Source organism: Alicyclobacillus shizuokensis NBRC 103103, assembly GCF_001552255.1.
GTDB lineage: Bacteria > Bacillota > Bacilli > Alicyclobacillales > Alicyclobacillaceae > Alicyclobacillus_G > Alicyclobacillus_G shizuokensis.
Genome location: NZ_BCQV01000013.1, coordinates 15,622 through 42,616, shown reverse-complemented (window position 1 = coordinate 42,616; position 26,995 = coordinate 15,622). Strand labels below are relative to the sequence as shown.

At 57.5% G+C, this 26,995-nt stretch carries 27 protein-coding genes and 1 pseudogene; 23 read left to right on the top strand and 5 right to left on the bottom strand.

The features are described 5' to 3' along the window. Positions 1 to 35 precede the first annotated feature (35 nt). Genes ASH01S_RS06700 through ASH01S_RS06690 form a run of 3 tightly spaced genes read left to right on the top strand, consistent with a single transcriptional unit; the run spans position 36 to position 2,376 of the window. Entirely contained in the window at positions 36 to 662 is a 627-nt protein-coding gene (locus ASH01S_RS06700) for a 5-formyltetrahydrofolate cyclo-ligase (RefSeq protein WP_067925493.1), read from the top strand. Then, entirely contained in the window at positions 638 to 1,390 is a 753-nt protein-coding gene (gene mobA, locus ASH01S_RS06695) for a molybdenum cofactor guanylyltransferase (protein WP_067925490.1), read from the top strand. Before ASH01S_RS06700 ends, mobA begins: the two co-directional genes overlap by 25 nt. Further along, entirely contained in the window at positions 1,387 to 2,376 is a 990-nt protein-coding gene (locus ASH01S_RS06690; RefSeq protein ID WP_067925486.1) for a molybdopterin-binding protein, read from the top strand. The genes mobA and ASH01S_RS06690 overlap by 4 nt, the downstream gene beginning before the upstream one ends. 9 nt (positions 2,377 to 2,385) lie before the next feature. Here the strand turns inward: ASH01S_RS06690 and ASH01S_RS06685 are convergent, their stop codons facing one another. From ASH01S_RS06685 to ASH01S_RS06675, 3 genes are all read right to left on the bottom strand, one after another. Beyond that, the gene (locus tag ASH01S_RS06685; RefSeq protein ID WP_067925727.1) at positions 2,386 to 3,252 is read right to left on the bottom strand and encodes an acetamidase/formamidase family protein; all 867 of its coding nucleotides are present in this window, start codon (positions 3,250 to 3,252) and stop codon (positions 2,386 to 2,388) included. 118 nt (positions 3,253 to 3,370) lie between these two features. Then, complete coding sequence (locus tag ASH01S_RS06680) at positions 3,371 to 4,750, bottom strand: APC family permease (protein WP_067925483.1); 1,380 nt, start codon at positions 4,748 to 4,750, stop codon at positions 3,371 to 3,373. A gap of 13 nt (positions 4,751 to 4,763) precedes the next feature. After that, on the bottom strand, positions 4,764 to 6,134 hold the full coding sequence (locus ASH01S_RS06675; RefSeq protein WP_067925481.1) for a glutamine synthetase family protein: 1,371 nt from the start codon (positions 6,132 to 6,134) through the stop codon (positions 4,764 to 4,766). 330 nt (positions 6,135 to 6,464) lie between these two features. Here ASH01S_RS06675 and ASH01S_RS06670 point away from each other — a divergent pair, with 330 nt between their 5' ends. The 6 genes from ASH01S_RS06670 to groL all read left to right on the top strand — a co-directional run bounded on the left by ASH01S_RS06670 (position 6,465) and on the right by groL (position 12,001). Next, a complete protein-coding gene (locus tag ASH01S_RS06670) occupies positions 6,465 to 7,499 on the top strand; it encodes a sigma-54 interaction domain-containing protein (RefSeq protein WP_067925478.1) in 1,035 nt (344 codons plus the stop codon). Between the two features lie 179 nt (positions 7,500 to 7,678). Continuing rightward, positions 7,679 to 7,990: a twin-arginine translocase TatA/TatE family subunit gene (tatA, locus tag ASH01S_RS17870; protein WP_083516881.1), complete on the top strand. Its 312-nt coding sequence runs from the start codon at positions 7,679 to 7,681 to the stop codon at positions 7,988 to 7,990. Between the two features lie 71 nt (positions 7,991 to 8,061). After that, positions 8,062 to 8,793, top strand: a complete 732-nt coding sequence (gene tatC, locus ASH01S_RS06660) for a twin-arginine translocase subunit TatC (RefSeq protein WP_067925724.1) — start codon at positions 8,062 to 8,064, stop codon at positions 8,791 to 8,793. A 103-nt stretch (positions 8,794 to 8,896) separates the two neighbouring features. After that, positions 8,897 to 9,757, top strand: coding sequence for a DUF421 domain-containing protein (locus ASH01S_RS06655; RefSeq protein WP_067925475.1), 861 nt, complete (start codon positions 8,897 to 8,899; stop codon positions 9,755 to 9,757). A 287-nt stretch (positions 9,758 to 10,044) separates the two neighbouring features. Further along, positions 10,045 to 10,329 carry a co-chaperone GroES gene (groES, locus tag ASH01S_RS06650; protein WP_067925472.1) on the top strand — a complete coding sequence of 95 codons (285 nt, stop codon included), beginning with the start codon at positions 10,045 to 10,047 and terminating at the stop codon, positions 10,327 to 10,329. Between the two features lie 46 nt (positions 10,330 to 10,375). Next, complete coding sequence (groL, locus tag ASH01S_RS06645) at positions 10,376 to 12,001, top strand: chaperonin GroEL (RefSeq protein ID WP_067925469.1); 1,626 nt, start codon at positions 10,376 to 10,378, stop codon at positions 11,999 to 12,001. 76 nt (positions 12,002 to 12,077) lie between these two features. Here groL and ASH01S_RS06640 read toward each other — a convergent pair whose 3' ends face one another. Together ASH01S_RS06640 and ASH01S_RS06635 are read right to left on the bottom strand one after the other, a co-directional pair. Beyond that, positions 12,078 to 13,250, bottom strand: a complete 1,173-nt coding sequence (locus tag ASH01S_RS06640) for a site-specific integrase (RefSeq protein ID WP_067925466.1) — start codon at positions 13,248 to 13,250, stop codon at positions 12,078 to 12,080. A 3-nt stretch (positions 13,251 to 13,253) separates the two neighbouring features. Beyond that, complete coding sequence (locus ASH01S_RS06635; protein ID WP_067925463.1) at positions 13,254 to 13,817, bottom strand: helix-turn-helix domain-containing protein; 564 nt, start codon at positions 13,815 to 13,817, stop codon at positions 13,254 to 13,256. A 132-nt stretch (positions 13,818 to 13,949) separates the two neighbouring features. Here ASH01S_RS06635 and ASH01S_RS06630 point away from each other — a divergent pair, with 132 nt between their 5' ends. The 14 genes and pseudogenes from ASH01S_RS06630 to ASH01S_RS06570 all read left to right on the top strand — a co-directional run bounded on the left by ASH01S_RS06630 (position 13,950) and on the right by ASH01S_RS06570 (position 26,969). Beyond that, complete coding sequence (locus ASH01S_RS06630) at positions 13,950 to 14,141, top strand: helix-turn-helix domain-containing protein (RefSeq protein ID WP_067925460.1); 192 nt, start codon at positions 13,950 to 13,952, stop codon at positions 14,139 to 14,141. Then, complete coding sequence (locus tag ASH01S_RS06625; RefSeq protein WP_067925457.1) at positions 14,134 to 14,439, top strand: excisionase family DNA-binding protein; 306 nt, start codon at positions 14,134 to 14,136, stop codon at positions 14,437 to 14,439. The genes ASH01S_RS06630 and ASH01S_RS06625 overlap by 8 nt, the downstream gene beginning before the upstream one ends. Further along, positions 14,412 to 14,726: a FliH/SctL family protein gene (locus tag ASH01S_RS06620; protein ID WP_169794192.1), complete on the top strand. Its 315-nt coding sequence runs from the start codon at positions 14,412 to 14,414 to the stop codon at positions 14,724 to 14,726. The genes ASH01S_RS06625 and ASH01S_RS06620 overlap by 28 nt, the downstream gene beginning before the upstream one ends. 589 nt (positions 14,727 to 15,315) lie before the next feature. Next, a complete protein-coding gene (locus tag ASH01S_RS06610; protein WP_067925448.1) occupies positions 15,316 to 17,883 on the top strand; it encodes a phage NrS-1 polymerase family protein in 2,568 nt (855 codons plus the stop codon). A 487-nt stretch (positions 17,884 to 18,370) separates the two neighbouring features. Further along, positions 18,371 to 18,835: pseudogene (locus ASH01S_RS19495) on the top strand (phage portal protein); the annotation flags it as partial. 55 nt (positions 18,836 to 18,890) lie between these two features. Continuing rightward, positions 18,891 to 19,571 carry a phage portal protein gene (locus tag ASH01S_RS19490; RefSeq protein ID WP_281178203.1) on the top strand — a complete coding sequence of 227 codons (681 nt, stop codon included), beginning with the start codon at positions 18,891 to 18,893 and terminating at the stop codon, positions 19,569 to 19,571. Further along, positions 19,558 to 20,139 carry an HK97 family phage prohead protease gene (locus ASH01S_RS06600; protein ID WP_067925445.1) on the top strand — a complete coding sequence of 194 codons (582 nt, stop codon included), beginning with the start codon at positions 19,558 to 19,560 and terminating at the stop codon, positions 20,137 to 20,139. The genes ASH01S_RS19490 and ASH01S_RS06600 overlap by 14 nt, the downstream gene beginning before the upstream one ends. Then, positions 20,139 to 21,362, top strand: coding sequence for a phage major capsid protein (locus ASH01S_RS06595; RefSeq protein WP_067925443.1), 1,224 nt, complete (start codon positions 20,139 to 20,141; stop codon positions 21,360 to 21,362). Before ASH01S_RS06600 ends, ASH01S_RS06595 begins: the two co-directional genes overlap by 1 nt. A gap of 68 nt (positions 21,363 to 21,430) precedes the next feature. Beyond that, positions 21,431 to 21,712 (top strand): head-tail connector protein, encoded by a 282-nt coding sequence (locus ASH01S_RS06590; protein WP_067925721.1) that lies wholly within the window; start codon positions 21,431 to 21,433, stop codon positions 21,710 to 21,712. A 1-nt stretch (position 21,713) separates the two neighbouring features. Then, on the top strand, positions 21,714 to 22,052 hold the full coding sequence (locus ASH01S_RS17865) for an HNH endonuclease (protein ID WP_083516880.1): 339 nt from the start codon (positions 21,714 to 21,716) through the stop codon (positions 22,050 to 22,052). A 42-nt stretch (positions 22,053 to 22,094) separates the two neighbouring features. Then, complete coding sequence (locus tag ASH01S_RS06585) at positions 22,095 to 22,439, top strand: hypothetical protein (RefSeq protein ID WP_245628960.1); 345 nt, start codon at positions 22,095 to 22,097, stop codon at positions 22,437 to 22,439. Beyond that, positions 22,436 to 24,076, top strand: coding sequence for a terminase large subunit (locus ASH01S_RS06580; protein ID WP_067925437.1), 1,641 nt, complete (start codon positions 22,436 to 22,438; stop codon positions 24,074 to 24,076). The genes ASH01S_RS06585 and ASH01S_RS06580 overlap by 4 nt, the downstream gene beginning before the upstream one ends. A 15-nt stretch (positions 24,077 to 24,091) precedes the next feature. After that, positions 24,092 to 24,454 carry a phage head closure protein gene (locus ASH01S_RS06575; RefSeq protein WP_067925434.1) on the top strand — a complete coding sequence of 121 codons (363 nt, stop codon included), beginning with the start codon at positions 24,092 to 24,094 and terminating at the stop codon, positions 24,452 to 24,454. A 1,228-nt stretch (positions 24,455 to 25,682) separates the two neighbouring features. Continuing rightward, on the top strand, positions 25,683 to 26,969 hold the full coding sequence (locus ASH01S_RS06570) for a murein hydrolase activator EnvC family protein (RefSeq protein ID WP_067925431.1): 1,287 nt from the start codon (positions 25,683 to 25,685) through the stop codon (positions 26,967 to 26,969). Positions 26,970 to 26,995: the final 26 nt, after the last annotated feature.

Sequence of the window (26,995 nt, the reverse complement as noted above, 5' to 3'; positions counted from 1 at the left end):
ACAATGGATGCACAAGCTTTGCGGGGTGAACAGGGATGCAGGCGGCGCGAACTCCCATGCAGTCGGATAAGGCGGCGGCCCGGCGGCACTTTCTGCAATTGCGGCGGACCCTGCCCGTGGACGAGCGGGCCCGCGCGGAACACGCCATTCAGGAGTATTTGGCAGGCGTGATGGCACAGGCGTGGTCCACTCGCCAGGACGTGGGCACAGCCGGCCTTTTCGCCGCCATTCGCGGGGAGCCGGAGGTGGCTCCCGCGGCGGCAGCCTGGCGCGCACTGGGCGGTCTCGTCGCGTACCCGCGCGTGGAGGGGCCCCGCCAAATGGCGTTTCATCGCGTGGCCGACGAGTGGGAGCTCACGCCCGGGGCGTTTCATATTTTGGAACCACCAGCGGACGCGCCGGTGGTGCCGCCGGCGCAGCTGTCGATCCTGGTCATCCCCGCCGTGGCCTACACCCAATCGGGCTATCGCCTGGGCTACGGCGGCGGCTATTACGACACCTACTTGGCCCAGCCGGGCGTGCGGGCGCTGCGCGTCGGTGTGGCGTTTTCCGTTCAGGTGACGGCGTCGGCCGCCTGGCCGGTCGATCCGTTCGACCAGCCTGTCGATATCCTCATCACGGAGGATGGGGTTGTGGGATGCAGCCGCGCGCGCTCATCTTAGCGGGCGGAGGCAGCCGCCGGATGGGCGTGGACAAACTGGCGCTGCCCTGGCGGCCGGGAAGTCAGCTCACGGTTCTCGGGGCGGTGTTGGCGGCGGTGCGCCCGGTGGCGCGCGAGGCGGCGGTGCTGGCGGCGCCTGGGGCGGACGTGCAGGCTGTCATCCGCCAGGCGCGTTTGGCGGGGATGGCCGATGTTCGCGTGCACCTGGATGCGCGCCCGCACCAAGGACCGCTCGCCGCCCTGGCGGCTGTGTGGCCGCAGCTGGAAGGAGAAGGCCCAGGGGCCGAACGGGCGGGCGGCGTCCGTCCCGCAGCCGCCACCGGACCCTGCGGTGCCGCACTCTACGGAGGCGGACCGTTGGCGGCCGAGCATCCGGTGTTCCTCTTGGCGGGGGACCTGCCGGGCTTGGTGCCACGCGTGTTGGAGGTTCTATGGCAGCGTTACCAGGTGTTGTCGGAGCAGCGTGCGTGCGATGCGGTGCTGGTGATGCGGGACGGGCGCTGGCAGCCGCTCATCGGGTGCTACAGTGCGGCCGCGGGCCGGATTTGGCGGGCGGCAGTGGCGAGCGGCGAGACGCGGCTGATGCGGGCGTTGAACGGTTTGCGTCTGGCCGGCGTGGACGCGGATGCGCAAGGCTGGCCGTCTTGGTGGACGCGGCCGCTGCACACCCTGGCAGATCTGGCAGCTTGGCGCGAGTACACGAGGATGCATGGAGGTGGGGCGACATGAAGCGGGAGGTACCGGTGGAGCAGGCCGTCGGCATGGTGCTGGCGCACGACCTGACGCAGATTATCCCCGGTCAGTTCAAGGGCGTCGCGTTCAAGCTGGGGCACGTCATCCGCGAGGAGGACATCCCCCGGCTGCTGGACATGGGCAAGCGCCACATTTATGTGCTGGAGCCAGATGAAGATGAACTGCACGAAAACGAGGGGGCTCTGCGCATGGCGAAGGCGGTGGCGGGTCCCGGGGTGCGGTTGAGCGAGGTGCACGAGGGCAAAGTGATCCTGTACGCGGCGGCGCACGGCCTGTTGTGGGTGGACGTGAAGACGGTCACCGAGATGAACCGCATTCCCGACATCGCGGTCATCACCCGCACGCCCCTTGTCGACGTCGCCGAAGGGGCGTCGATTGGCGCGGTGCGGCCCATCCCGCTGCTGGTGGAGCGGGCAAAAGTGGAGCGGGTGGAGGCGCTGGCAGCGGGCGCCGGTGACAGAGGGGTCATCGACGTACTCCCGTACCAGCCACACCGGGCGGCCATCGTCACCACCGGCACCGAGATTCAAAGCGGCCGTGTCGCCGACAGGTCGGGGCCGGTTTTGCGCGAGAAGTTTGCCCGCTTTGGCGTCGAGGTGATAAGCCAGGTGTTTCCCGGCGACGAGGTGGAGGCGATTGTGACGGCCATTGTCGAGGCATGCCAACACGGCGCCAGCATCGTCTGTGTGACCGGCGGCATGTCGGTCGATCCGGACGACCGCTCCCCCGGCGCCATCCGCCGGGCGGCGGACACGGTCATCCGCTACGGCATGCCGCTCCTGCCCGGTTCCATGACAATGCTGGCGTATCGCGGGCAGACCGCCATCTTCGGCCTGCCCGGTGCGGTCATCCACGACGCGAAGACGGGATTCGACGTGCTCCTGCCGCGGGTGCTCGCTGGCATGCGCATCACTGAGGACGACATCGCCCGCTTGGGGGTAGGCGGGTGGTTGAATCCATAGACCCCGCGCTCAGTACGGGAACATGAATCCGAGCGGTTGGAGCACGCTGCGGGGGACTTCCATGCGCACCGTCTTGCGCGGGTCCACCACCTGGCAGATGCGCAGTTGTCCGGCCGCGCTGAGCAGGAGCGCGGCCTCCGCCCGCTCCAGGCCCAATTCCTGCTCCAGCCAGTGTACCATGCGCTTGGCCGCCAGCGTCGCCGCATCGTCGAGCAGCTCGGCCGACGCAATCGTCATCACGGCCTCATCGTCGACGAGCATCGGTACCGGCCATGGACGTTCCTTGAGCACATGCAGCTTAACCTGCACCGTTCCCGCAATCTCGACGCCGCATACGGCCACCTCGCCGTCGCCCATCGCGGCGTGCAGGTCGCCCAGCGCCAACAGGGCGCCGGGAACGTTGACCGGGAGAATCAGACGGGCACCCGTGGTGATGCGGGTGCAATCCATGTTGCCGCCGTGCTCTCCCGGTGTCCCGCAGGCCACCCGGCCTTCGGCGGGGGCTGTGCCAATGACGCCAATCATCGGGCGCAGGGGCAGCTGCACGCGGTCGGAGAAGACGGCCTTTCCGTCGCGGATGGGGATCATGCGGATGACGTTGGAATGGAGTTCGTCGCCAAACACCCCCAGGTCGGGGCCGGTGGTCATCACGCCGCGCTCCGCGAGGCGAATATCCTGGATGTGCACCACCAACAGGTCGCCCGGCTCGGCTCCCTCCACGTAAATGGGACCGGTGGCGGGATTGATGCGCTCCCAGTCGAGGGTCCCGAAATCCTGGTGTTCGTCGGTGATCTGGTTCTCGAAGCAGTCACAGGTCGCGATTTCCACAATCGCCCCATTCGCCACCCGCAACACCGGCGGGTTGTCTGGAGCCATGGCGTAAATCAGGTGTGCGTTGGACAAGCGGGTTGTCACAGGGCATCCTCCTCCGCATGGTCGGGTGTATCCTGCGCCGCGCCGGGCACACCCGGCACGGGCGAAGAGAGGAAAAGGTTCACTCTTCCAGCCGCATGGCCTGGGGCGCCCGGCGGAAACCGCGGCTGCTGATGGCCAGCACGATGACGCCGACGATGGCCCAGGCGGCGCCGAGGCGCAGCGTAAAGCGGTCGAAGTTGAGCCACACGTACAGCAGTACGGCAAACCCGAGCAGCGGCATGACCAGGTGGGCGAACCAACGTCCGGATCGGCGCTTGATGAAATGATAGATCATCACGGTCAGATTGAGCAGCAGGAATGTGGTCAGGGCGCCGAAGTTGACCAGTGAGCTGAGCTGGCCGATGGAGCTGGAGACACTGACCGCAATCGACACCACGGCCACCAGCAAGGTCGACGTGTACGGCGTCTTGTAGCGCGGGTGGACTTTCGCGAGAAAGCTCGGCAGCACGCGGTCGCGGCCCATGCTGAAGAGCAGCCGAGAGATAGCGGCTTGGGCAGCCAGCGCGTTGGCGATGCCCCAGGCAATGACCGTCGCCACCAAGCATAAGACCTTCAGCCAAGTGCCCCCGACGCGTTCGGCGACAAAGTAAAAGGCGACATCCGGATCTGGAAAGTGCCTGAAGTCGGGATACGCGGAGGCGGCCAGGTAGGTCAGCAACATGAACAGCACCGCGACCACGACCAAGGCCGTCACCGTGGCGCGGCCCACCGTGCGTCGCCCGCCGCGGGTCTCCTCGGACAGCGTGCTGATGCCGTCAAAGCCCAGAAAACTCAGCACGGCGATGGATGTGGCGGCGCCCACCATGCTCCAGCTAAACGCGTGCGGCCTGAGGAGGGGGGCGGCCGTGAAGGCGGTGTGGCCTTGGCCGCTCGCCACATACACGAACGCCATGATGCAGAACAAAGCGAAGGTGATCAACTCGAAGACCAAGATCACCCAATTGGCGCGGCTGGTGAGCTGGATGCCGAGCACGTTGATGACGGTGTTGATGGCGACAAACACGACAATCCAGACCCAGGTGGGGACATCCGGGACCAGCTCGCCCAGCCAGGATGCGGAGACCAGGTATAAAAGCGAAGGAATCAGGATGTAGTCGAGCAGGATCATCCAGCCGGCAAAAAAGCCGATGTACGGGTTCCAACCCCGCTGCACATAGGCGTAGGCCGATCCGGAGACGGGGAACGCTTCCGACATTCGCGCGTAGCTGTAGGCGGTAAAAATCATGCCGACAAGGCCGATGAAGTAGGCGAATACCACCATCCCGTTCGCGGTCTGCACGACCTGCCCGTAAATGCCCATCGGTGCGATGGGGACCATGAAGATGAGACCGTAGACGACCAAATCCCAAAACGACAGGGACCGCTTTAATTCCTGCTTGTATCCGTATTGTTCCACAGATGGAAACGTGTCGTCCGTTCCCTGTTGATGCGAGTTCATAAGATGCCTCCCTTCAAAACACGTCCTGGTACGTCTGCCACTCCCAATCGGTGATGGAATCCAGAAACGATTCGTAGTCCGCCTCACGCAGCGAAACCAGCATGTCTACGGTAGCATCGCCCAACACCTCACGCAGCCATGCATCGGTGCGCAGCACCTGCAGCCCCTGTTCGAAGGTGCGGGGGAGCTGCCGCCAATCCGGCGACTCGTAGGGATCCGCCCGCACGGGCGGGGGCGGCTCCAACTTTCGATCTATGCCATCCAGGCCGGCGGCCAGGATGACGGCGAGGGTGAGGTACGGATCGGCGTCCGCGCCTGGCACGCGGTTTTCCAACCGGGTCTGTTCGCCGCGCGCCCGGGGCACACGGATCATCGCGCCACGGTGTTCGTATCCCCAACAAACACGGGTTGGGGCGAAGGAATGGGCGCGCAGCCGCTTGAATGCGTTCAGCGTTCCGCAGGTCACGGCCGCGATGGAGGAAGCGTGTTCGAGTTGTCCGGCCATGAACCAGCGACAGATGGCGGACAACCCGTCCGGCGCTTTCTCGTCGTAAAACAGGTTGGTTCCATTCGCATCGTGAAGGCTGTGGTGCAGATGTGCACCACTTCCGCTCATGCCGGCTCGAGGCTTGCTCATGAACGTGGCCAGATAGCCGTGTTTGGCCGCCACTTCCCGGATGCTGGTACGGTAGTAGAAGGCCATGTCGGCAATCTCGATATCCCAGAAGGGGGCATTGGAAACCTCGAACTGGCCCGACCCGTACTCGGTGTTGGCCACCTCGGGGCCGGCGCCCAATTCCTGCAGCGTCTGCAGGATGTCCAGCAGCACAGGCTCCAGCTGCGCTTGTACGGTCTCGGAGAAACACTGTAGACCGCTCCACGCCGGCTCCCATCCGTCGTCCGTCCGGCGCAGCAGGTAAAACTCGTACTCGTAGGACCCGCACAGCCGCCACCCCCGTTCCGCCAGGCGTTTGAGCGCGCGGCGGAGCACCTCGCGCGGGGCATGTGGCAGGGGAAGACCGTCGGGGTTATACATGTCGGCAATGACCCGCGCGACGCCCGGTGCATAGGGGAGCACCGAAAACGTGCCCAGGTCTGCCCGCAGCGGCCAGCTGGGGAAGCCGGCGGGAAACGAGGTCCCCTCCGGGCCGGACACCAGGCGGGACGAGGCGGGCAGGCCGAACAACGCCGACGGGAAGGACAGTTGGTCAGCCTCCAACTGTTCGAGAAAGTGGCGCGTCGATACGTAACGGGCGCGCGCTATGTTGGCCAGATCCTGCACGCACACGCGGACGGCCTGAATCTGATGCTCGCGCACCAGCGCGTGTACCGCGTGTACATGGTTGCGCCATTCCTCCGCCGTGGTCGGCTCTGTCGGTCGCATGCCTTTTCACCTCCTGTCGCTGAAGGACCGGGACCCACCCGTGAAATTCGACAGGTCGCCGGTGATGTGAAGACTTCTAACGCAAGTTTCCAAAGCAAGTTTCGTGCCAATGACCCTGAAAACGATGAAATCCATGGTCTGCTGCTGCGGACCGGGGGATTTCAGGACAAGACAGGCATTTACAAACCGTGTCGGTTATGCGATAGTTCGGGGCAAGTGGTTCACAAGCGGAAGGAATGGTGCAATAATGCACCGCATCGGCAGGGACATGCACAGAGTCCGGCGACCGCAGGCGCGGCACACTGCGTACAGGAAAGGGGAATACAGGGGATGGAGCCGGTCGCGGAGAGTGAAGAGATGCGTGCGTTGCTGAAACTGGCGCGCAAAGTGGCCGCGTTTCCGACCACCCTCTTGATTGAGGGGGAAACCGGGAGCGGCAAGGAAGTGCTGGCCGACTATGTGCACGAGCACAGTGCGCGGCGGAACCAGCCTTTCGTTAAGGTGAACTGTGCGTCGATTCCAGAGCAACTGTTTGAGTCGGAATTGTTCGGATATGAACGGGGCGCTTTTACGGGCGCCAAACGCGAGGGCCATACGGGACTCTTTGAACTGGCCAATCAAGGCACCCTGTTGCTGGACGAGGTCGGTGAGCTTTCGCCGTCCATCCAGGCCAAACTCCTGCGCGTCCTGCAGGAGCGGGAGATCCGGCGGGTAGGCGGGAGTTGGTCGAAGGCGGTGGACGTGCGGGTGGTCGCCTGCACCAACCGAGATTTGCGTGCGTTGGTCGAGCAGGGGCGATTTCGCGAAGACCTGTACTATCGGCTGCAGGTCGTGCACCTGCGGGTGCCGCCCCTGAGGCATCGCCCGGCCGACATTGTGCCGCTTTGCCACGCGTTCCTGGCCGAATTCTGTCAAGCCTATGGCCTGGTTCGGCGGCTGTCGCGAGCGGCGGAGCGCCTCCTGGTGGCGTACCCGTGGCCCGGCAACGTCCGCGAGTTGCGCAACGTCATGGAGAGGCTCTGTGTCACCATGGATGGCGAGCGGATCGGCGCGGAGGATGTGGCGGCCGTGTTGCCTTCAAGCTCCCCAGCCGCGGAGCCCGGGGTGACCCCGGGAGCGGTAGCGGGCGCTTGCGGCCCGGCGCACACCGAGGCCAGCCAGCAGGCCGGCGGTGGTGGGGGGGTGCGCTCTTTCCAGGAGGCGATGGCTAGGGCTGAAAAACAGGTCTTGATGGAGGCTCTGGCGTCCGCGGCCAGCATCCGGCAGGCTGCGGCGGCGCTGGGGCTGAGCCATTCCACATTGCTGCGGAAAATGGCGCGGCACGGACTATCGGGACCGCCAAGCCAGGGCGTGTTCTCCCACTGAGGGTTCTGCTGAGCGTGCTGCCTCTCCTTCGGCGTCCGCGCGCGGCCCAGCCTGCGCCCGGACGAGGTGGCTTCGCCTTGCTGGGCTTCTGTTGCCCGTGTATGATGGGGGTGAATGCTGTCTCTGATGGAGTCTTGGGCAGAATGTCGGGCGCTTCGGGCGCTCGGAGGTGAGACGGTATGCTGTCCAACATCGGTTGGTCGGGGCTGGTCATCATTCTGGTCGCCCTTTTGCTCATATTCGGCCCCAGCAAATTGCCGGAGATTGGCCGTGCCTTTGGGCGTTCGCTGCGCGAGTTTCGCAACGCCACCAGCGGCCTGGCGGAAGGGTTTCAGGAAGGCAAAGAAGACGCGAAAGGCAAGGGCAGGCCGTCCGCGTCCAACAAGGACGGGGAGGCCCACGGCGCGGCAGGGAACGTTGAGCCCATAGAACTTCAGGAGTCGGAGGACGACACGCTCGATGCTGGCGGGGACAGGCAGCCGCGCCAATAGGCGAGGGATACGGTGAGCGGTGTGTCACGACGGCGAGAGTACGAGCCCCGGAGGCTTTCACCTTGCAAAAGATGACGTTTGTCGAACACCTGGCCGACCTGCGCAGGCGCCTAATCTATATTTTAGTGACGCTGGCCGTGATGTTTGCGGCCAGCCTGATATTCATTTCTTATATTTATCGCTACCTCACCCGGCCGGTGGCTGAGGCGGGGCTGCGGCTGATGGTCATCTCGCCGGGCGAGGTGATTACGGTTTACTTCCTCATCAGCATTCTTGTCGCCGTCGGGCTGACGCTGCCGTTTGCGCTGTATCACATTTGGCGGTTTGTCGCCCCGGGGCTCACGCCCACGGAGCGACGGTACACTCTGCGTCTGTTGCCGGCGGCGCTCATCATGTTTGTGCTTGGGGTATTGTTCGCCTGGTTTTTGATTTTTCCCACCATATTCCATTTCCTCATCCACCTGAGCGAGGCCAATTTCAATGTTCAGCTGCGGGCTCAGGCGTATTTCGGATTTGTCACCGACATCTGTCTGCCCTTTGGGTTCATCTTTGAACTTCCGATTGTGGTCGTGTTCCTCACCCGCATCGGCGTCATTAGTCCTCGGTTTCTGCGCCGCATCCGCAGGTACGCCTATTTTGTCTGCTCGGTCATCGGCGTGCTCATCAGTCCGCCGGAGTTGGTTTCTCATCTGTCGGTGGTGCTGCCGATGATTGCGCTGTACGAGGCCAGCATCCTTCTCTCGCGGTTGGTGGAGCGCCGCAAGGCCCGACGCGCCGGGGCGGCCGAGCAAGCGTTGCCGTAACGGGCGCTTGCGCGAGAGTCGCCGATAAGCGGTGTGGCCTCATCTTTTCTTCCGTGCTCGGACACACTATTAGCGAAATTGGTCCGCGTACGGGGGAGAAGCCATGCCACAGGTTGTTGAAGTCGCCGTCCAATCCATCGTTGCGTTCATCGTCCTGTTCCTTCTCGCCCGCCTTATGGGCAAACGCCAAATTGCACAACTCACGTTTTTCGATTATGTCGCGGGCATCACCATCGGCAACATCGCTGCCAGCTTCTCCCTGGATGACACCAAGATTGAACACGCTATCATCAGCCTGGTCGTCTGGACGGCGCTGACGATTCTCCTCGCGGTGGTTCAGCGCAAATGGTACAAGCTGGGCGTGTTGCTGGACGGCAAGCCGCTGGTTTTGATACAAAACGGGCAGGTACAAGAACAAAACCTCAAACGCAGTAACCTCTCTCAGGAGGAGATGCTGCTGCTGTTGCGGGAAAAGGACATCTTCGACGTATCCGACGTGGAATATGCCGTCTTTGAGAACAACGGCAAGGTGAGCGTCATGAAAAAGCCCGACCTGAACCCATTGACCCCGCGCGACATCGGCATGATCAAGTCACCGCAAGCGTTGCCCCAGATGGTTATCCGCAATGGGAAAGTGCTGGAGAAAACCCTGCATCACATGGGCTACAGCAAAGACTGGCTGCTGGCGGAGATCCGCAAACAAGGCGCCAACAACTTCAGTGACGTGGCCGTAGCCCAGTTCGACTCGGCCGGCAATCTGGTAGTGGACCTTTACCACGATTCGGTGGCCCAGCCACAAGTGAAGGCAAAACCGCTGGTGCTCGCCAACCTGAAAAAGATGCAGGCGGATATCGAATTGTTCTCGCTCCAGACGCAAAGCGAAGAGGCCAAGCAACTGTACGCCGAGATGGCCAAGACGCTGCAGGAGATGATCGACAAGGTGGCGCCGTACCTGCGCGAGTAGGTCGGCGTGCCCGCAATGGGCACGTGGGGGGGCAGTGGGCTTCACGCCGACCGCGTTGGTACGCGAGGTCGGGGCTTAGCTGCCCGCAGGTCCTGTCCGTATGGATACCCACGATTTTCTTCGCTTTTCTTCGCTTGCAATCCCCGTGAAGACCCTTTAATATAATCAGTGGCGTTAGCACTCGTGCGTCTTGAGTGCTAATAATGTGGCCGGCCCGTCTGCCCACTCGTCCACAACGGGGGTGCCGGTCGCAGCATCCTTCATGACACTATCGAGGAGGGTTTTACATGCTTCAACCACTCGCAGATCGCGTCGTGGTGCGCCCGCTGGAGCGGGAAGAGAAGACCGCGAGCGGCATTGTGCTGCCCGACACCGCCAAGGAGAAGCCGCAGGAAGGCGAAATCATCGCCGTCGGCCCGGGTCGAGTCGAGGACGGGAAGCGGGTTGAGCTGGAGGTTAAGGTCGGCGACCGCGTCATTTACTCGAAGTACGCTGGCACCGAGGTCAAGGTGGACAACGAAGAACTGCTCATCTTGCGTGAGAGCGACATCCTGGCTGTCGTACAGAAGTAAGCGGCGTTGGCTGATACTTACATAGGCAAACAGGAGGGTTTTCCGAATGGCAAAGGAGCTCAAGTTCAGTGAAGAAGCCCGTCGCGCCATGCTGCGCGGTGTCGACGTGCTGGCGGATACAGTGAAAGTCACGCTCGGCCCGAAGGGCCGCAATGTGGTGCTCGAGAAAAAGTTCGGATCGCCGCTCATCACCAATGACGGTGTGACCATCGCCAAGGAGATTGAGCTGGAAGATCCGTACGAGAACATGGGCGCCCAGTTGGTGAAAGAGGTCGCCACCAAGACCAACGACGTTGCGGGCGACGGCACCACCACTGCCACCGTCTTGGCGCAAGCGATGGTGCGCGAAGGACTGAAGAACGTGGCGGCGGGAGCCAATCCGATGGTCCTGCGCAAGGGCATTGAGAAGGCGGTCAACGCTTCCGTCGAGGAGATCCGTCGCATCTCCAAGAAGGTCGAAGGCCGCGAGAACACCGCTCAGGTGGCCGCCATTTCGGCAGGCGATGAGGAGATTGGCGCGCTGATTGCGGACGCCATGGAGAAGGTCGGCAACGACGGCGTCGTCACGGTCGAGGAGTCGAAGGGCTTCACCACCGAACTGGAAGTCGTCGAAGGTATGCAGTTTGACCGTGGCTACATTTCCCCGTACATGGTCACGGATACGGACAAGATGGAAGCCGTTCTGGAAGACCCGTACATCCTCATTACCGACAAGAAGATCGGCAACATCCAGGAGATCCTGCCGGTGCTTGAGCGCGTCGTCCAGTCCAGCCGTCCGCTGCTGATTGTGGCGGAGGATGTCGAGGGCGAGGCGCTGGCGACCTTGGTTGTCAACCGTCTGCGCGGCACGTTCACCGCGGTGGCGGTCAAGGCCCCGGGCTTTGGTGATCGCCGCAAGGCGATGCTCGGCGACATCGCCACCCTGACCGGCGGCCAGGTGATTTCCGAAGAACTCGGCCTTGAGCTGAAGAACACCACGATTGATCAACTCGGCCGCGCTCGCCAGGTGCGCGTCAGCAAGGAGAACACCATCATCGTCGACGGGGCGGGCGAGAAGAAGGAAATCGATGCCCGCATCCAGCAGATCAAGGTGCAGATTGAGGAGACCACGTCCGATTTCGACCGCGAGAAACTGCAGGAGCGCTTGGCGAAGCTGGCCGGCGGCGTCGCCGTCATCAAGGTCGGCGCGGCGACCGAGACGGAGTTGAAGGAGAAGAAGCTGCGCATCGAGGACGCCCTGAACGCGACCCGCGCAGCGGTCGAGGAGGGCATTGTCCCGGGCGGCGGCACGGCTCTGATCAACGCCATCAAGGCGCTGGAGAGCCTGAAGGCGGAGGGCGACGAGCTGACCGGCGTCAACCTGGTCCGCAAGGCGCTGGAAGCCCCAGTCCGGCAGATTGCCGAGAACGCGGGTATCGAGGGTTCCGTCGTCGTCGAGCGTCTGAAGAAGGAAGCGGTCGGTATTGGCTACAACGCCGCGACCGGCGAGTGGGTCGACATGATTCAGGCTGGTATTGTCGATCCGGCCAAGGTTACGCGCTCTGCCCTGCAGAACGCGGCCAGTGTGGCGGCCATGTTCCTGACCACCGAGGCGGTGGTTGCCGACAAGCCGGAGAAGGAGAAGGCCAACCCGGCCGGCGGCGGTATGGGCGGCATGGACGGCATGATGTAAGAAAAGCCCAAAATCCTTGATACACAAGGGTTTTTAAGGGCCGGGCATTGAAAATGCTCATGCTTTTGCTCATGTTTTAGAGCAGTTTATCAGAGACGTCCCGCATGAAGTCGCCAAACTTCTGCGCGGCGTCTCTTTTTATGTTTTTGGTCATGTGGGCGTAGATGTCCATTGTGGTCTGTATATCGGAGTGGCCCAGGCGTTCCTGAATCTCCTTGATATGCACGTTCGCCTCAATCAGCAATGACGTATGGGTGTGCCGGAACGAGTGCGGTGTGATGTTTTTCGTGATGCTTGTCTTTTTCAACAGGCGCTTTAACCGGACGTGAAAGTGCTTGATGGTTTTCGGGTACCCTTCATTCGTGGTGAAAATGAAGCCTTGGTCCTGGTAGAAGGGTGACTTTTTCAGTTGTTCTTGCTCACGCTGATGTGCCCGAAGCAAGGGCACCAAAACCGGGTCTATGGGAATGGTACGGATTGAGCTTTTCGTTTTCGGCGGTAGAACTTGGAATTTTTTAGTGCTGTTTGTCGGATTAAAGTAGGTGCGTGCCACTCTCAGGGTGAGATTGTCGAAATCAATGTCCGACCATTTCAGCGCTGCCAATTCGCCAATGCGCAGGCCGGTGTAGGCCAGCATGGTGAAGGCCAATAAGTCTCCCTCTAGCCCTTCCCGTTTGGCGACTAACAGAAATTCCTCTAGCTCTTCCCGTTCGAGAAACTTGTCCGGCAGGGCGCTTTCCTGTTCAATATCTTCAACCGTCATGCGCCTTTTAGGCAGGCGTACCCCAGCACTCGGCACGTCTCGGATAAGCCCAGTTTCCTGGGCGTAGGTAAAGACCATGTGCGCGGACGTGTGGATGCTGGACACGTAGTTTGGACTGAACCTGTCGGCTAGGCTATCAATCATATCCTGGTATGCTTTTTTCGTTATCCGTTGGACTGGGACTTGTCCAATGGCATTGATGACATGCTTTAGGGCGATTTTTCGTGCCCTGACGCTACTTGCCTTAGCTCCCTGGGCCTGATAATGCCGTTCCCAGTCTCCACACAAGTCAGCGAAGGTGATGTTCGAGGGTTCAAGGTATTCCCGATTGTGAAGCTGTCGCTCAACGATTGCCGCCGCTAGCTGCGCGTCCTTTTTGGTCAAAAAGCCTGACTTTGTAATCTGCTTGTCCTTCCCGGTGACTGGATTTTTGCCCGCGTAGACCACATAGGCCCATTTTTTTCCTCGTTTATATACTCGTGCCATTTATCATTTCCTCTCAGACGGCGGCTCTTGATACTGTGGAAAGAGCAAGGCGAGCATATCCAATATCCGTTTCTTGTCCTGCTCAGTGAGAACATGCCCGTTGTATTTTGGGAATGGCGAAACCTTGCGGTTTAGGAAGGTTTTCAGGTCTGCAATCTCCTGAATCAGCCTAGCCTGTTGTTTTAGCTCTAGAAGCCGATATTCGTCCGCTGTATCAGAAAAATCCGACTGTGCTTCTTTCAGAGCTATTCCTTTCGCCAGGTCCGTATATCCGGCCATGCGGAGCATGTCCGAATACCGAACGCCAAGATGTTCAGCGAGTTTCGCGAGGAGTTCTGGCGAAGGTGGATTTTTCTTTTTCCCGGTTTCAATTTGAGATAGGTACGGATTTGAATAACCGACTTTATCTGCTAATTGTGTGAGCGTTAGCCCCTGCTCTTCGCGTAATGCCTTCAGCCATTTTCCGAATTCCTTTACGTCTAAAGGTCCTGAGTCAACAAAAGGCCGCGCTGACGCGGATACATCCTCAGGCCCTAGGTCTAAATCATCCATGAAATCATCGTTCATCTGTTTCCCGCCTTTTTTATTTTCTATAGTACCCACTAATTATGAGCAAGTAAACTGAATTCGTGTGCTTGATATTAATTAGGGAACGTGCTATTGTTTACTTGTACCAAGGAAATGGAGGTGCTACTTACTGTGGACAAAATCACGCTGTCGGTGCAGGAAGTGGCTGAGTTGCTTGGCGTCTCTCCTGTGACCATTTACTACATGGTTCGGGACAAACAGATCCCACACGTTCGGATTCGCAGGCGCGTTATGTTTCACCGCGATGCAATTGAAGCGTGGCTGCGCGGTGAAACCGTGGACGCGGTGAAGCCGCATGCTTGATATCCACGTGGACGAAGCGACCGTGCGAGCCATGCTCGAACAGGCCATTCAGGCCCGCGTGGATGAACTGGCCAAACAAAAGTATTTTTTGACATTTGCTGAGTTGGCGAAATACCTGAATCTGTCAAAAAGAACCATTGAGGACACGCTCATTCCTAGAGGATTGCCGTTCTACCGACTCGGAACGAAATATTTGTTCAAACGCGACGAGATTGACCGGTTTATGGATGAGCTTTGCGCGTCGCTGGATGGGCCAGTACGAAACCTGAAATGCGTCAGAAGGAGGATGGAAAAGTGACAACAGAGCGTGAGCGGATTCTGAATGAGATTCTGGAACGACAGTTTGAGGCCAAGCGCTCGGAAGGTTTTGCGGCGGGATATAAGGCGGGATTTGAAGCCGGGCACTCTGAAGGTTTTGCGGCGGGATATGAGGCTGGATTTGAAGCCGGGCACTCTGAAGGTTTTGAGGATGGGTATGAGGCTGGATTTGAAGCCGGGCACTCTGAAGGTTTTGAGGATGGGTATGAGGCTGGACGTGAGGATGGGTATGAAGACTGGCATTCAGAAAGCAAGGAGGACGACTGATGCTGAGCTTGTACGAGGTGCGCAAGCCGGGCGGTGACTGGTTACGGCTTTGGGCCAAGAATTCGCGAGACGCCAAGCGGAGGTACTGCAAAATGTTCGGGTTGCGACCGTCCGACCCGTGGACCGGAATCTCATATCTGACAGCACGCCGCGTAAAGGAGGAACGGCCATGTTCAGAGCATTAAAAAAGAGCCTCCCGGCCAGGGGAGACTCCCACAAAAATTCATCCCGCAAACAGTATAGCACGTCCACACGGGAGATAGGAGCGCCTATCCAGCGCTGGTTAGAGACCGTACTGGCAGAAGCGAAGGCAGGCCGCAGATAGGCCGAAAAAAGAAAGTGCCCCGCTGACTATCTTGTCGGCGGGGTGCCAGAAAACTTCACTTTAATGAACGAAAGGAGATGAACCAACCTGGGCTTATGCAAGCCCGCGCCTTCAAAATGAGCCGTTCCGTGGAGACGACCACACGCAGCTTTGACTGAGGCGGCGCAATCCTCAGCCACAACCCAAGTATACCAAAACTTGGACGTATGACAACTGTGCGGCGAGAGGTTCAACTACGACTGCTCGAAGCGAGGTGAAACTACTATGAACAACGTATCAATTTACGAACCGAAAATCAAGGGGGAATACAGAGAGAAAATGATGTTTGAGAGCATACCGAACGAACTGAAAGAACGCAAGCAATGGGTTCTGTGGAAATACGAACTCGTGCCTGGCGAGGATAAGCCTAGAAAGGTGCTCTATGACGCCCGGACACGTAAGAAGGCCAGCGTAGACGACCCGAATACTTGGACGGCCTACGGGAACGCGGCGACGGAGCTTAAGCTGAAGAGCAAGGAATATGACGGCATCGGCTATGTTTTCTCGGATGATGACCCATATACAGGCGTGGACTTAGACCACTGTACGCAAAATGGAAAGCTCACGGACGATGCTATGGCAATCGTTGAAAGACTGAACAGCTATACGGAGCTTAGCCCAAGCGGTGAGGGTGTACATATCTTTGTCCGTGCGCAACTTCCGGGAACACGGCACCGGCGCGGGAACATAGAGATGTACGACAGCAAGCGATTCTTCACGGTAACGGGTAAACACATGGAAGGGACGCCGACGACGATTGAAGAGCGCCAGGAAGAGATAAACGCAGTCTATCGGGAATTCCTGGACAGTGGCGAGAAGAAGGAATCTGCTTCTGTGGAACCGAAAAGCCCGCCGATGGACGACGACACGATTCTGCGCTTGGCATACGGGGCAAAAAACGGGTTCAAATTCGCGGACCTATTTGAGGGACGATGGGAAGAATACTACAAGAGTCAAAGCGAAGCGGACCAAGCGCTTTGCAACATGTTCGCATTCTTCTCGCAAGATCCTGAACAGATTGACCGCCTGTTTCGGCGAAGCGGGTTGTATCGCGAACACAAGTGGGAGCGCGACGATTACCGCGAACGGACCATTCAGAAGGCCATTGCAGACTTGAAAAGTTGGTACGGCCAGCGTGACAGGTTTGAGGAATTGCCCGAGGGCATGGTTATCCCTAAGCCGTTTTTCTTCGAGAATGGGAGCCTGTTCAAATTGGTCAAGCGGAAGAAAGAGGACGTCAAAATACGCGTATGCACATGTCCGGTGTGGATTACAGGCCGCTATCGGCATGTCAGAGGGGACACATACATGCTCAGCGTGCAGTGGCGCGGCGGTGGCGTGACGGCCCCTCAGAGCGTGTTTTTCGACTCTAGTAAGCTGATTAAACTTGCCGACATGGGCCTACCTGTGGGCTCGGAGACCGCGCGGGCGTTGTCCTCATACCTTGTCGCCTTCGAGGCTGCAAACCGAGATGCTATTCCGACGCTGACATACAGTGACAAGTTTGGCGACACGGGCGCGGGTTTCCTCATTGGCGAAGAGTGCATTGGCGGAGACATAGAGTTTCGTTCGGAGGATGACGGTGCGAAGCGGATGACTGAAGCGCTTAGGGCTTCAGGGACAGACCGGACGGCGGAAATCCTGACGAAGTTGGCCCCGTTTGGGACAGCCAAACTAGTCATATACGCGGCCCTGGCAGCGCCCATGCTACATATGATAGGCGCGGATTCGTTTGCCGTGGACATTGCCGGTGAGACCCGCCAGGGAAAGACCACGGTGCTGAAGCTGGCGGCGTCCCTATATGGGCACCCTGACCGCATGCTCATGTCGTGGAATACGACGCGTGTGGCCTTCGAGCGGTATGCAGGGCTGATGAACCATTTGCCCATGTTTTACGACGAGACGAACGCCGCGCCAAAAAAGGACCTGTTGCCCGAGTTTATCTATCAATTCTCAACGAACATGGGCAAGGGGCGCGGCTCTTTGCAGGGGACGCGGAAGGCGGACACCTGGCGGACAGTGCTATTGACCACGGGAGAAGAGCCGATTGTGAGCCTCAGCAAAGCCGGGGGCGCGACCGCGCGTGTCCTGGTTCTACAAAACCCGCCTTTCGGAGAGCGAAGCGAAGCGACGGCGGAAACACTGGAATGGATTAAATCGGCCATTGAAGAGAGCCACGGGCACGCCGCGAGGGCTTGGATAGCCTATCTAGCTGACGTGGGCGCAGAAGTCATTGCCAAGGAAGTCAGCCAAGCCAAGGCGGAGTATAGAAAGCAGGCGAAGGGGCAAGGCGCGGTGGCGGAGCGTTTAGCTGAGCATATGGCAGTGCTGGATGTCGCTGGGCGGATGTGTGATGAATGCTTCAACGTGCGAATCTACGACTTTGCCCATATGTATGGCGAATGGCTGGATATCCTTAGCGGGCTGAAGGAATACGACAGGCCGCAGCAAGCGTTAGACACGACAATCGGATGGGTGACGGCAAATAGCGACTGTTTCGCTGTTGGAACGCACGTCCCGCTTGGACACGAAACACTAGGTAGAATTGATGAAAACCAGATTGCAATCATTGGTTACATATGGGAGCAGATGATAAGCAACGCCGGATTCTCACCGGAGGGGATCTTAAAATCCTGGCGGAATCGGGGATGGCTAATCATCGGCAATGACGGTGCTAATAAAAAGTTGACGTCGATTCGGGGAAAGAAGAGCAGATGCGTATGCATCGACATGAAGGCCGCAGGTGTAGAATTCAACGCGGACGAAACTGAGGATGAAGTGCTCGGAAACTAGTCCACACTGGGGGGCACCTTTAGGTGTCCTTTTTATTTACCTGTAGATGGAAATATCAGGGGTAGCGGTAACAGGAGTAACAGCAGAGTAACAGGTGACCTGTTACCGCAAAAATCCTTTAACCACGCGGGTTTATAGCCCCTTTTTATATGGGGTAACAGGAGTAACAGGTAAAAGCATATACCTATAATTCAAGTCACCGGTTTTCTGAAAAATGCTAACTCTTCAACGCAAAAAAAACTCTATGTATATATGTGTTTCAAAAAACCTGTTACTCCTGTTACCGCAGCCCGAAAACCCGCGCCACGACTGGATTTTTCGGTAACAAATGACCTGTTACTGTACCTGTTACTCTGTTACCGCTGACCCTCATTTGAAGTTAGGGTCAATATCACCACCTGTGGAATTTAGTCTCATACATTCAAAATGCTATCAGGATTGCATTCGCTAGGAAAAAGTGTATTCTAAATAATGGGAGGGTTAGCCAATGCCTGGACTATTCGCCCGGCTTTTCGGGCGCATAAGACAACCAAAAGACACGGAACGCGCACAAGTGCTAAGCGCTTCAACTGCATATTTCAGCCCGTTTTCGGGGGACGCATACGCCAGCGACATTTACCGCGCCGCTGTGGATGCTATTGCCCGAAACGCGGCCAAGCTGCGGGGCGTTCATGTTGTCACGAATCAAGGTCAGCGCAAGCCTGGGGACAACGGATTAAACCGAATTCTCCAGACACGCTGGAACCCATATATGACCGCCTATGATGGGCTGTATAAACTTGTAACACATTACTATCTTTTCAATAACGCGTTTGCGTATTTGCAGAAGGACGAGCGGGGGAACCTTCAGGCCATATGGCCTTTGAGACCGCAGTATATGGAGTTTGTGACGGACCCGACCGGAACACTCTATTGCCGCTTCATGTTCGCGGAATCGAGAAGCGTGATTCTGCCGTTCTCGGATGTGCTCATTCTACGAAGGCATTTCAATTCAAATGACCTGCTTGGTGACGACAACAGCGCCATTTTCCCGGCTCTTGACCTGGCGAACACGCAAATGCAAGGCGTTAGAGAACGCAATCACGTCCAGCGCGACGCTCAGGGGCATTCTGAGGTTCAGTCAGGCGTTGGCCCCGGCCAAGCTCAAAGAAGAGCGGGATGCCTTCATTGCCGATTACATGGATATTTCCAACAATGGCGGGATTGCCGTTCTGGATAGCAAGGCCGAGTTTCAGCCGCTTCAAATGAACCCTGTGGCGATTGATGAGAAGCAACTTCAGGCCGTCAAGACGAAGGTTTATGAGTATCTGGGTATCAACGAGGCCATTGTGAACGCCACATTCACGGAGGAACAGTGGTCCGCCTTTTATGAGAGTGTGATTGAGCCCTTAGCTGTTCAACTCTCTTTGGAGATGACGGACAAGATTTTCACGGAGCGGGAACAGGCTTTTGGGAATGCCATTTTGTTTGAATCCAACCGCCTGCAATATGCGAGCGCGGCGACGAAGGCGACCCTGATTAAAGAGTTGATGCCGCTTGGCTTGTTTACCGTCAACCAAGCGTTGGAAATTCTCAACTTGCCTTCTGTGGAGGACGGGGACCGGCGTTTGCAAACGCTCAACGTGGTAAACGCGGACAAGGCCGACCAATATCAGCTACAAGGGGGAAACGCGAATGAAGGAATTTAGAATTGCCGAAATTCGAGCGACCAATATCGACGGCAATAACGAGCTTATCTTAGAAGGCCGACCGATTGTCTACGACCAGCCGACCACGATTAAGGAACCGTTTGGCGAATTCACGGAGATTATCCGGGCCGGTGCGTTGGACGGAGCGGACTTGTCGGATGTGCGCTTGCTCTACAATCACGACACGAACCGCATACCACTGGCCCGGACTCCTAAAACGCTGACCCTGAGCGTTGACCCGGCAGGGCTGACGATGCGGGCCAGCTTGCCCAATACCGAGGATGGGCGCAGCGTTCACACGGCAGTGGGACGCGGCGACTTGTCCGGGATGAGCTTTGCGTTTACGGTGCCCCAGGGCGGCGACGAATGGGACCCTAAGACGAACACGCGGACCATTAAGCGTATCGCCAAGGTCTATGAAGTCTCTATTGTTCCATTTCCTGCCTATCCGCAGACTTCGGTAGAAGCGCGGAGTGTGATTGAGGAAAGCTGGGCGAAGCTGAGGGCGCCTGAACGACAGCAACTCAAAATCAAAATCAATCAGATTCTCCTGAGAGGTGAAATGTAATGAAATTCCAAACCGTCGCTGAAGCATTTAACTATTATCGCAATTTTACATTGGAGCAGATTGAACAAAGGGCCGCTGAGATTCGGCAGTTGGTCGACACCGACCCCACTGTGGACGTCAATGCTCTAAACATCGAATTGGATGGGCTTCGAGAAGCTAAGGCCAATCTGGAGCAACGCGCGGGGCAGCAACGCGGCCAATTCCAGCCCGTTCCTGGCGCGTCGATGAGCTTCAACGCAAGCCCACAACCTGAGGGCGATATTTTTGCCAGCGCGGAATATCGGAGCGCTTTCTTTAAGCATCTCCTGGGCCAGAAGCTCACGGAGGTTGAAAGCCGCGCGTTTACACGGGCCATGCAGGAGGCGGAGAAGCGGGCGGATAGCTTCAATACAACCGGCAACTCAGCCGCCGTCTTGCCGACTCAGACGCTCAATGAGGTTATCTCTAAGGCGCGGACAATGGGCGGCGTAATCTCAGCCTGCCGGGCATTCAATATCCCGGCGAACCTGTCTGTGCCCATTGGAACGCCAAGCAGCAAAGCAGCATGGCATTCGGAAGGCGCGGCGGTGGACAGCGAGAGTGCGAACGTCTCCAATGTGAGTTTCGCAGCCTATGAGATTCTGAAGGTGTTTAGCCTGTCTGTCGCCGCTCGCCGAATGTCTGTCCCGGCCTTCGAGCGGTACGTTGTGGATGAATTGACCAATTGCGTGCTCGGGACGATTGCCGATGCGTTGGTCAACGGCACGGGCCAAGGGCAAGGCACGGGCGTGCTCAACGGTGTCACATGGGATTCCTCGAATTCCTTCACCTGGGCTTCTGGTGGAGTGCCAGCCTGGGAGGACTACACCAAGGCGCTGGCCATGCTGAAGCGCGGATATAGCGCAGGCGCGGCCTGGGTGATGAACCATGCGACGTTGCTTAACACGGCCTATGCCTTGAAGGACAGCAACGGGCGCCCGCTGTTTATCAATGACGCGCAAAACCAATCTGTGGGCTTCATTCTCGGGCGACCGGTAATCGTTGATGACTACATGCCGGACAATACAATCATTCTCGGGAACTTCCAATACATGGGCTATAACATCCCGGACGGCATCATGGTGGAAGTATCCAGGGATTCCAGCTTTAAGAGCGGGTTGATTGATTATCGGGCGATGGCCATTGCCGATACTAAGCCGCTTGTCGGTGAAGCGTTTGTGAAGCTGAGCGAAGCGACGGCCTAAGCAAACGGCGCTGGGTGAGGGTGTCCACACTGTGGATGCCCTTGCTTAGCAAAGGGGTTGATGATTCGATGCTACTGACGATGGAGCAGGCGCGGGATGCGCTGAGGTTAGACGGCACGGATAACGATGCCATTATCGAGGACCTACTCAACGCCATATCCAGCTACGTAGAGGTTGCCACTGGGCGACGCTGGGATGCCGACGACCCGATTCATCCATTGGCGCAGACGGTAGCGAAGTTTTTGTTGCAACTGTGGTATTTCCCTCAGGACACGAATACCACACGCTTGGACAAGTCAATTGATAGCTTGTTGACTGCATTGACAAATATCGGTAGGTCGATGAGTTAGGATGAGGGAATTTGCGAGTGCGTTCTACCATAGCCAAGCCTGGTTGCGCTGTCGGGAATCATACCTGAAGAGCAAGCATTACGTTTGCGAGCGGTGCGGCGGCCTGGCGAAGATTGTTCATCACAAGGTCTATCTCACGCCAGGAAACATTGACGACCCAACCATAACTTTGAATTGGGATAATCTAGAAGCATTATGTCAGGACTGTCATAATGCGGAGCACATGTGCAGTCAGCCAATCTGTGCGGACGGACTAAAGTTTGACACGAATGGAAATTTAGTTCAGACCCCCCGGGTCTGCAAATGGAGCGCTCGCTCGGATGACCGCCCGGGGCCTTGACTGAACCTCTCCATTGATTTCCATATTATGGGAGGGATTTTGATGAGTTCCAAAAAGATGACCGACATTTCCACGGACTTCAAAAAACTTAAGCGCCTTCTGAAAGAGGTCCCCCAGGAACGGCAGGCAGTTGCCAACAGTCTCTACAAGGAGCTTGTCTTCATGGCGCGGACACTCGAAACCCTGAAAGCTCAGATTGAAGAGGAAGGCCCGGTTTCGATGTTCAAGCAGGGCAAGCAGGAATTCCTGAGGGAGCACCCGGCGCTGAAGGCATACAACACGACGATTCAGCGCTATGGCCAGCTTTACAAACAACTGATTGACCTTCTGCCGCGCGTCGATGGAAAACAAAAGCAAGACGAATTGCTCGAATTCATCCAGCAATGAACCATATCGCAGAGTATTGGCATGCTATTGAGCGCGGCGAGGTTGTGGTCTCAAAGAGGGTGGGGAAGGTCTATGAAACCCTATATCAACAGACTCAGCACTCGGAGAAGTTTGCTTTCGACGAAACTAAGGCAAACCGCCCGATTGAGTTCATCGAAAAGTTCTGCCGTCATAGCAAGGGCGAATGGGCGGGGAAACCGGTCCGGCTCGAATTATTTCAGAAGGCCTATCTCGCAGCCCTATTTGGGTTCATCGACCGAGAAACAGGGCTGAGACGCTTTCGGGAATCCATGTTCTATGTGGCACGGAAGAACGGTAAGACGACCTTGCTTGCCGGTCTCGCCGCATTCATGATGGTTGCCGACCGGGAGCCCGGTGCTGAGGTGTATTCGGTAGCATCAAAGCGCGACCAGGCCAAGATTGTGTTTGATGAGACCTACCACATGATTCAGCAGAGCCCCGAGCTATCCCGGCATACGAAGAAGCGGAAGAGTGACCTATACTTCCCGGCCACATTCAGTAAGTTTCAACCGCTGGGCAAAAACTCGAATACGCTAGACGGCCTGAACGCTCATTGTGTGATTATCGACGAATTGCATTCGATTACCGACCGTAACCTGTACGAAGTCATGCGCCAGGCAATGGGAGCGCGTCGACAACCGCTTTTAATCATGATTACCACGGCGGGAACGGTGCGGGAAGCTATTTTCGATGACATGTATTCCTACGCCTGTGGAGTTGCAGACGGAACGATTCAGGATGACAGTTTTTTACCTGTACTTTATGAACTGGACGACCGCGAGGAATGGACGGACCCGGACAAGTGGCAGAAGGCTAACCCTGGCCTGGGGACGATCAAGAAGGTTGATGACCTGGTTCTGAAAGTGGAGCGGGCGAAGAACAACCCGAACGAGATAACCGGCCTGCTCACGAAGGACTTCAACATTCGGGAGACCGTAACCCGCGCATGGCTGACATTCGACGCAATCAATAACGAAGAGACCTTCGATATTGAGCGCTTTAAGGGCTGTTATGCCATTGGCGGCGCGGACCTGAGTATCACGAACGACTTGACCTGCGCGACTTTGCTGATGCTGGACCCCGAGACGGAAAAGCGGTATGTCCACCAAATGTACTGGTTGCCCAGGGACAACTTCGAGACTCGGGTGAAGCTGGATAAGATTCCCTATGACGTGTGGCATAAACGCGGCCTGCTTCGACTGTGCAATGGCAATACAATCAACTACGGTGACGTAACAGCCTGGTTTCTCGAAATGCTGAACGATTACGAGATAACCCCACTGTGGATATACTATGATTCCTATTCTGCCAAATACTGGGTAGAAGAAATGGAGATGCACGGCTTTAAGATGGTGCGGTGCATCCAGGGTGCAAAAACGCTCAGCCTGCCTATGCAGATGCTAGGCGCGGACCTTGCGGCGAAAAAGGTTGTCTATAACAACAGCCCGATTCTCAAATGGTGCCTGACGAATACCGGCGTTCAATACGACCGGAACGGGAACATTGTCCCAGTGAAGAACCAGGCGGCTAAGATGCGGATAGATGGCATGGCGTCTTTGCTGGACGCGTATGTCGGCCTGTTTGAGCACTACGAAGAGTTTTTGAGAGCATGCTGAAGGCGGTGAGATGGGATGCAACGCGTAAGCAATACGAATCTGTCCCGACAGCGTTTGAGGGATAAGCGCATAACGATTTTGAAATTGGTGTCCACATCGGACGATGGTTTTCCGGTAGAGACCTGGGAACCTCTAATGACCTTGTGGGCTTATTATCGGCAGACTTCTGCTTCAGAGTTTTACGAGGCCGCCGCAGTCAATGTGCAGATAGATGCGATGTTCGAGATAGCATGGCGGAATGACCTTGATGAAACTATGCGGATATGCTTTCACGGGAAGGAATATACCATCACGCGTATCGACGATTTTGAAGGCTATCGGGATACACTGAGGATTTATGCGAAGTCGACCGGCAATGAGTGCACAACGGGTCAGTAAGGGTATAATGGAGCTAAGAGGGAGATGAGACCTAGAGCCCTCGCTGAGGCAATCGTTAGCTGTCAGGCTGAATCCAGCTTGTCCGCCAGTTTCGCTCTCAGGTCTCGCTCTTTCGGGTCTATGTCTTCATTCACCTTTCTGCCCGTGGCTGGTGCCGCGGGCTCATTTCATGACGTTATATCACGGTTAGATGATGACGAAAAGGGTGTGTTACCTGTCATGAATCCTAGGCAGTATCCAGAACAGGGTGTCGGTTAAAGCTACACCCTTTTCGTCTAATCAAGCCGACCTCCATTCTCCCATAAGAAGTATCCGCACCATAATGTAAGCGCTTTATTTTCGCCTATAAGGCGCCTTTGTATGTGGGGCAATAGTTTTATACCTTGAAGATAGGTAGGCGCGTCCACGGGGTGTTGCGTCGGTCTAGGTTGAACCTAGCCCGTGGAAGGAACTTTTGTCGGTAGTGACGGTTGACTTCATGTTCATGCCCGTCAATTTGACGGGCATGACTTCATCTTCGTCTAACGGAAAAGTCAGTTCAATTGACATTAGGGGTTTTGAGGGGACGAGAAGGGCCTGTATTCAATGCAGACTGCTGAAGCAAGGGGGGTCAAATTTAACCCTCCCTAGGACGAGAAGGGCCTGTATTCAATGCAGACCCTTAGCAGCCAGCAGGGATTTTGCTCATGATGGCGTTCAAAGGGACGGGCTTTAATCCCAACCCTATGAAAGGGGTGTAGATTGAACCTACACCCTCACCCAGGGCGATGGGGTAACTGGTGGTTAGGTCATCTTCATCGGGGTGTGAATTGAACTCACACCCTCACCCATGGGGTGCTCATAATAGAAGTACCCTTGCCCCACAACTGGGGTGAGTGCTCATGTTTTGCTCATGTTTTTTCTCAAAATGGCTCATTCGGACTGAGTCAGCAAAATCAAAAACCCTTTAGTGGCGCGGTTTTTTGGCCCTCATTCATGCTCATGGGGGTCTACATTACATGGACGGCATGATGTAATCCTCGGATTCCACCGAGGTTTCCCAGGGCGGTGGTTGCCGTCTTGGTGTTGCGCCCAGGCGTGGAAATGTGTCCGCGCCTGGGTGTTTTCGTTTTTGAACCGGGCAGGATTCCACCCGTTCACGTCGAACTAAGGACAGGCGTGTCGAACCAAGTCATTGGAACGTCAGCTAGTCCGCTGGCAAGTTAGACTGGAGGGTGGGTACGCGGCGATGGCTCACAGTAGATACCTCTCAATATGGAACGCGGCTGCCATTACCACAGCTTTGCTCGGGCCGGCTGTGGTGCAAGCGGATGACCTGTCCGCCGCCAAGGAAAAAGCGGCCGGATTGAGCCAGAAACAGCAGGAAACAAAGGCCAAGATTGCCAAGTTGTCGGCCAAGGAGCGAGCCGTTCGGGCGCAATTGGCCCAGGTGGAACAGCAGCTGTCTTCACTCCATGAGAACATCGCGGGTCTCCAGCAGGACCTTGCGGAGCGGAATCAGCAGATAGAAGAACTTGAGAGTCAAATCGCCGAAACCAAGAAGCAGTTGAAGCAACAATACCAGCAGCTGAAAGAGCGCGTGCAGGTAATGTACGAGACCGACCACACCAGTTATTTAAGTGTGCTGTTTCAATCCACCAGCTTCTCCGAACTCATCAGCCGTCTCCAGCTGCTCTCCGGGATTGCGGAGGAAAACCAACGGATGATGGCGCAAATTCAAGACCGTCAAGAAGAACTGAAGGCCCAGAATGAAGACCTGCGCGCGCAGCAATCGGCGCAGCAGCGAGTCTATGAAGCCTTGCTGGAAAAACAGCAGGAGCAGAAGACCAAGGAGGCGCAGGAGCAAAAGCTCCTCCAGCAGGTGCACACTTCCAAAGTGTCGGCGCAGCAGGACTTAGAGGACGAGCAGTCGGCGCTGGCCGTCATCACTGCCACGATTGAGAAGATGGAGGCGGAGCAAAAGCGGAAGGAGGAGGCAGAGCGGAAGGCGCAGGAACAGGCGGCATCGCGGTCGTCCACCTCGCCGACCACCCAGATGGCGCCGACGGGCGCATCCGCCCATTCTTCCACATCCGCGCCTGCAACGTCCGCTCCGCAGGGCTCCGGCTGGGTGTGGCCTGTGCCCAGTTGTCACAGCATCAGCTCCGGGTATGGATATCGTATACTGAACGGGGTACGGGACTTTCATCCGGGAATCGACATCCCTGGTGCATATGGCGCGCCGATTGTCGCGGCCACCGGCGGCACTGTGTGTTACGCCGGTCCGGCGAGCGGATACGGCAACTGGGTGGTGGTCCAGTCGGCTCCCAATCTGTACGAGATCTACGGCCACATGACGGCCTCGTCAATTCTTGTGTCGCCTGGGCAGACGGTGCACGCGGGCCAGCAGATTGCGAGCATCGGCGACGAGGGCGAATCCACCGGCCCGCACCTGCACTTCGAGGTATCCACGAATTTGGTCGGCAGCGACGGCTTGCCCGTTCCGACCAATCCGCTGAACTACGTGCACCCGTGACCCCAGCGACGTCTGGGCGCCAACCG

What these genes read in the sequence shown, in the direction of transcription:
- ASH01S_RS06700 (WP_067925493.1), top strand. Translation starts at nt 36, where the DNA reads ATGCAGGCGGCGCGAACTCCCATGCAGTCGGATAAGGCGGCGGCCCGG.
- mobA (WP_067925490.1), top strand. Translation starts at nt 638, where the DNA reads ATGCAGCCGCGCGCGCTCATCTTAGCGGGCGGAGGCAGCCGCCGGATG.
- ASH01S_RS06690 (WP_067925486.1), top strand. Translation starts at nt 1,387, where the DNA reads ATGAAGCGGGAGGTACCGGTGGAGCAGGCCGTCGGCATGGTGCTGGCG.
- ASH01S_RS06685 (WP_067925727.1), bottom strand. Translation starts at nt 3,252, where the DNA reads ATGGCTCCAGACAACCCGCCGGTGTTGCGGGTGGCGAATGGGGCGATT.
- ASH01S_RS06680 (WP_067925483.1), bottom strand. Translation starts at nt 4,750, where the DNA reads ATGAACTCGCATCAACAGGGAACGGACGACACGTTTCCATCTGTGGAA.
- ASH01S_RS06675 (WP_067925481.1), bottom strand. Translation starts at nt 6,134, where the DNA reads ATGCGACCGACAGAGCCGACCACGGCGGAGGAATGGCGCAACCATGTA.
- ASH01S_RS06670 (WP_067925478.1), top strand. Translation starts at nt 6,465, where the DNA reads ATGGAGCCGGTCGCGGAGAGTGAAGAGATGCGTGCGTTGCTGAAACTG.
- tatA (WP_083516881.1), top strand. Translation starts at nt 7,679, where the DNA reads ATGCTGTCCAACATCGGTTGGTCGGGGCTGGTCATCATTCTGGTCGCC.
- tatC (WP_067925724.1), top strand. Translation starts at nt 8,062, where the DNA reads ATGACGTTTGTCGAACACCTGGCCGACCTGCGCAGGCGCCTAATCTAT.
- ASH01S_RS06655 (WP_067925475.1), top strand. Translation starts at nt 8,897, where the DNA reads ATGCCACAGGTTGTTGAAGTCGCCGTCCAATCCATCGTTGCGTTCATC.
- groES (WP_067925472.1), top strand. Translation starts at nt 10,045, where the DNA reads ATGCTTCAACCACTCGCAGATCGCGTCGTGGTGCGCCCGCTGGAGCGG.
- groL (WP_067925469.1), top strand. Translation starts at nt 10,376, where the DNA reads ATGGCAAAGGAGCTCAAGTTCAGTGAAGAAGCCCGTCGCGCCATGCTG.
- ASH01S_RS06640 (WP_067925466.1), bottom strand. Translation starts at nt 13,250, where the DNA reads ATGGCACGAGTATATAAACGAGGAAAAAAATGGGCCTATGTGGTCTAC.
- ASH01S_RS06635 (WP_067925463.1), bottom strand. Translation starts at nt 13,817, where the DNA reads ATGAACGATGATTTCATGGATGATTTAGACCTAGGGCCTGAGGATGTA.
- ASH01S_RS06625 (WP_067925457.1), top strand. Translation starts at nt 14,134, where the DNA reads ATGCTTGATATCCACGTGGACGAAGCGACCGTGCGAGCCATGCTCGAA.
- ASH01S_RS06620 (WP_169794192.1), top strand. Translation starts at nt 14,412, where the DNA reads ATGCGTCAGAAGGAGGATGGAAAAGTGACAACAGAGCGTGAGCGGATT.
- ASH01S_RS06610 (WP_067925448.1), top strand. Translation starts at nt 15,316, where the DNA reads ATGAACAACGTATCAATTTACGAACCGAAAATCAAGGGGGAATACAGA.
- ASH01S_RS06600 (WP_067925445.1), top strand. Translation starts at nt 19,558, where the DNA reads ATGAAGGAATTTAGAATTGCCGAAATTCGAGCGACCAATATCGACGGC.
- ASH01S_RS06595 (WP_067925443.1), top strand. Translation starts at nt 20,139, where the DNA reads ATGAAATTCCAAACCGTCGCTGAAGCATTTAACTATTATCGCAATTTT.
- ASH01S_RS06590 (WP_067925721.1), top strand. Translation starts at nt 21,431, where the DNA reads ATGCTACTGACGATGGAGCAGGCGCGGGATGCGCTGAGGTTAGACGGC.
- ASH01S_RS17865 (WP_083516880.1), top strand. Translation starts at nt 21,714, where the DNA reads ATGAGGGAATTTGCGAGTGCGTTCTACCATAGCCAAGCCTGGTTGCGC.
- ASH01S_RS06585 (WP_245628960.1), top strand. Translation starts at nt 22,095, where the DNA reads ATGAGTTCCAAAAAGATGACCGACATTTCCACGGACTTCAAAAAACTT.
- ASH01S_RS06580 (WP_067925437.1), top strand. Translation starts at nt 22,436, where the DNA reads ATGAACCATATCGCAGAGTATTGGCATGCTATTGAGCGCGGCGAGGTT.
- ASH01S_RS06575 (WP_067925434.1), top strand. Translation starts at nt 24,092, where the DNA reads ATGCAACGCGTAAGCAATACGAATCTGTCCCGACAGCGTTTGAGGGAT.
- ASH01S_RS06570 (WP_067925431.1), top strand. Translation starts at nt 25,683, where the DNA reads ATGGCTCACAGTAGATACCTCTCAATATGGAACGCGGCTGCCATTACC.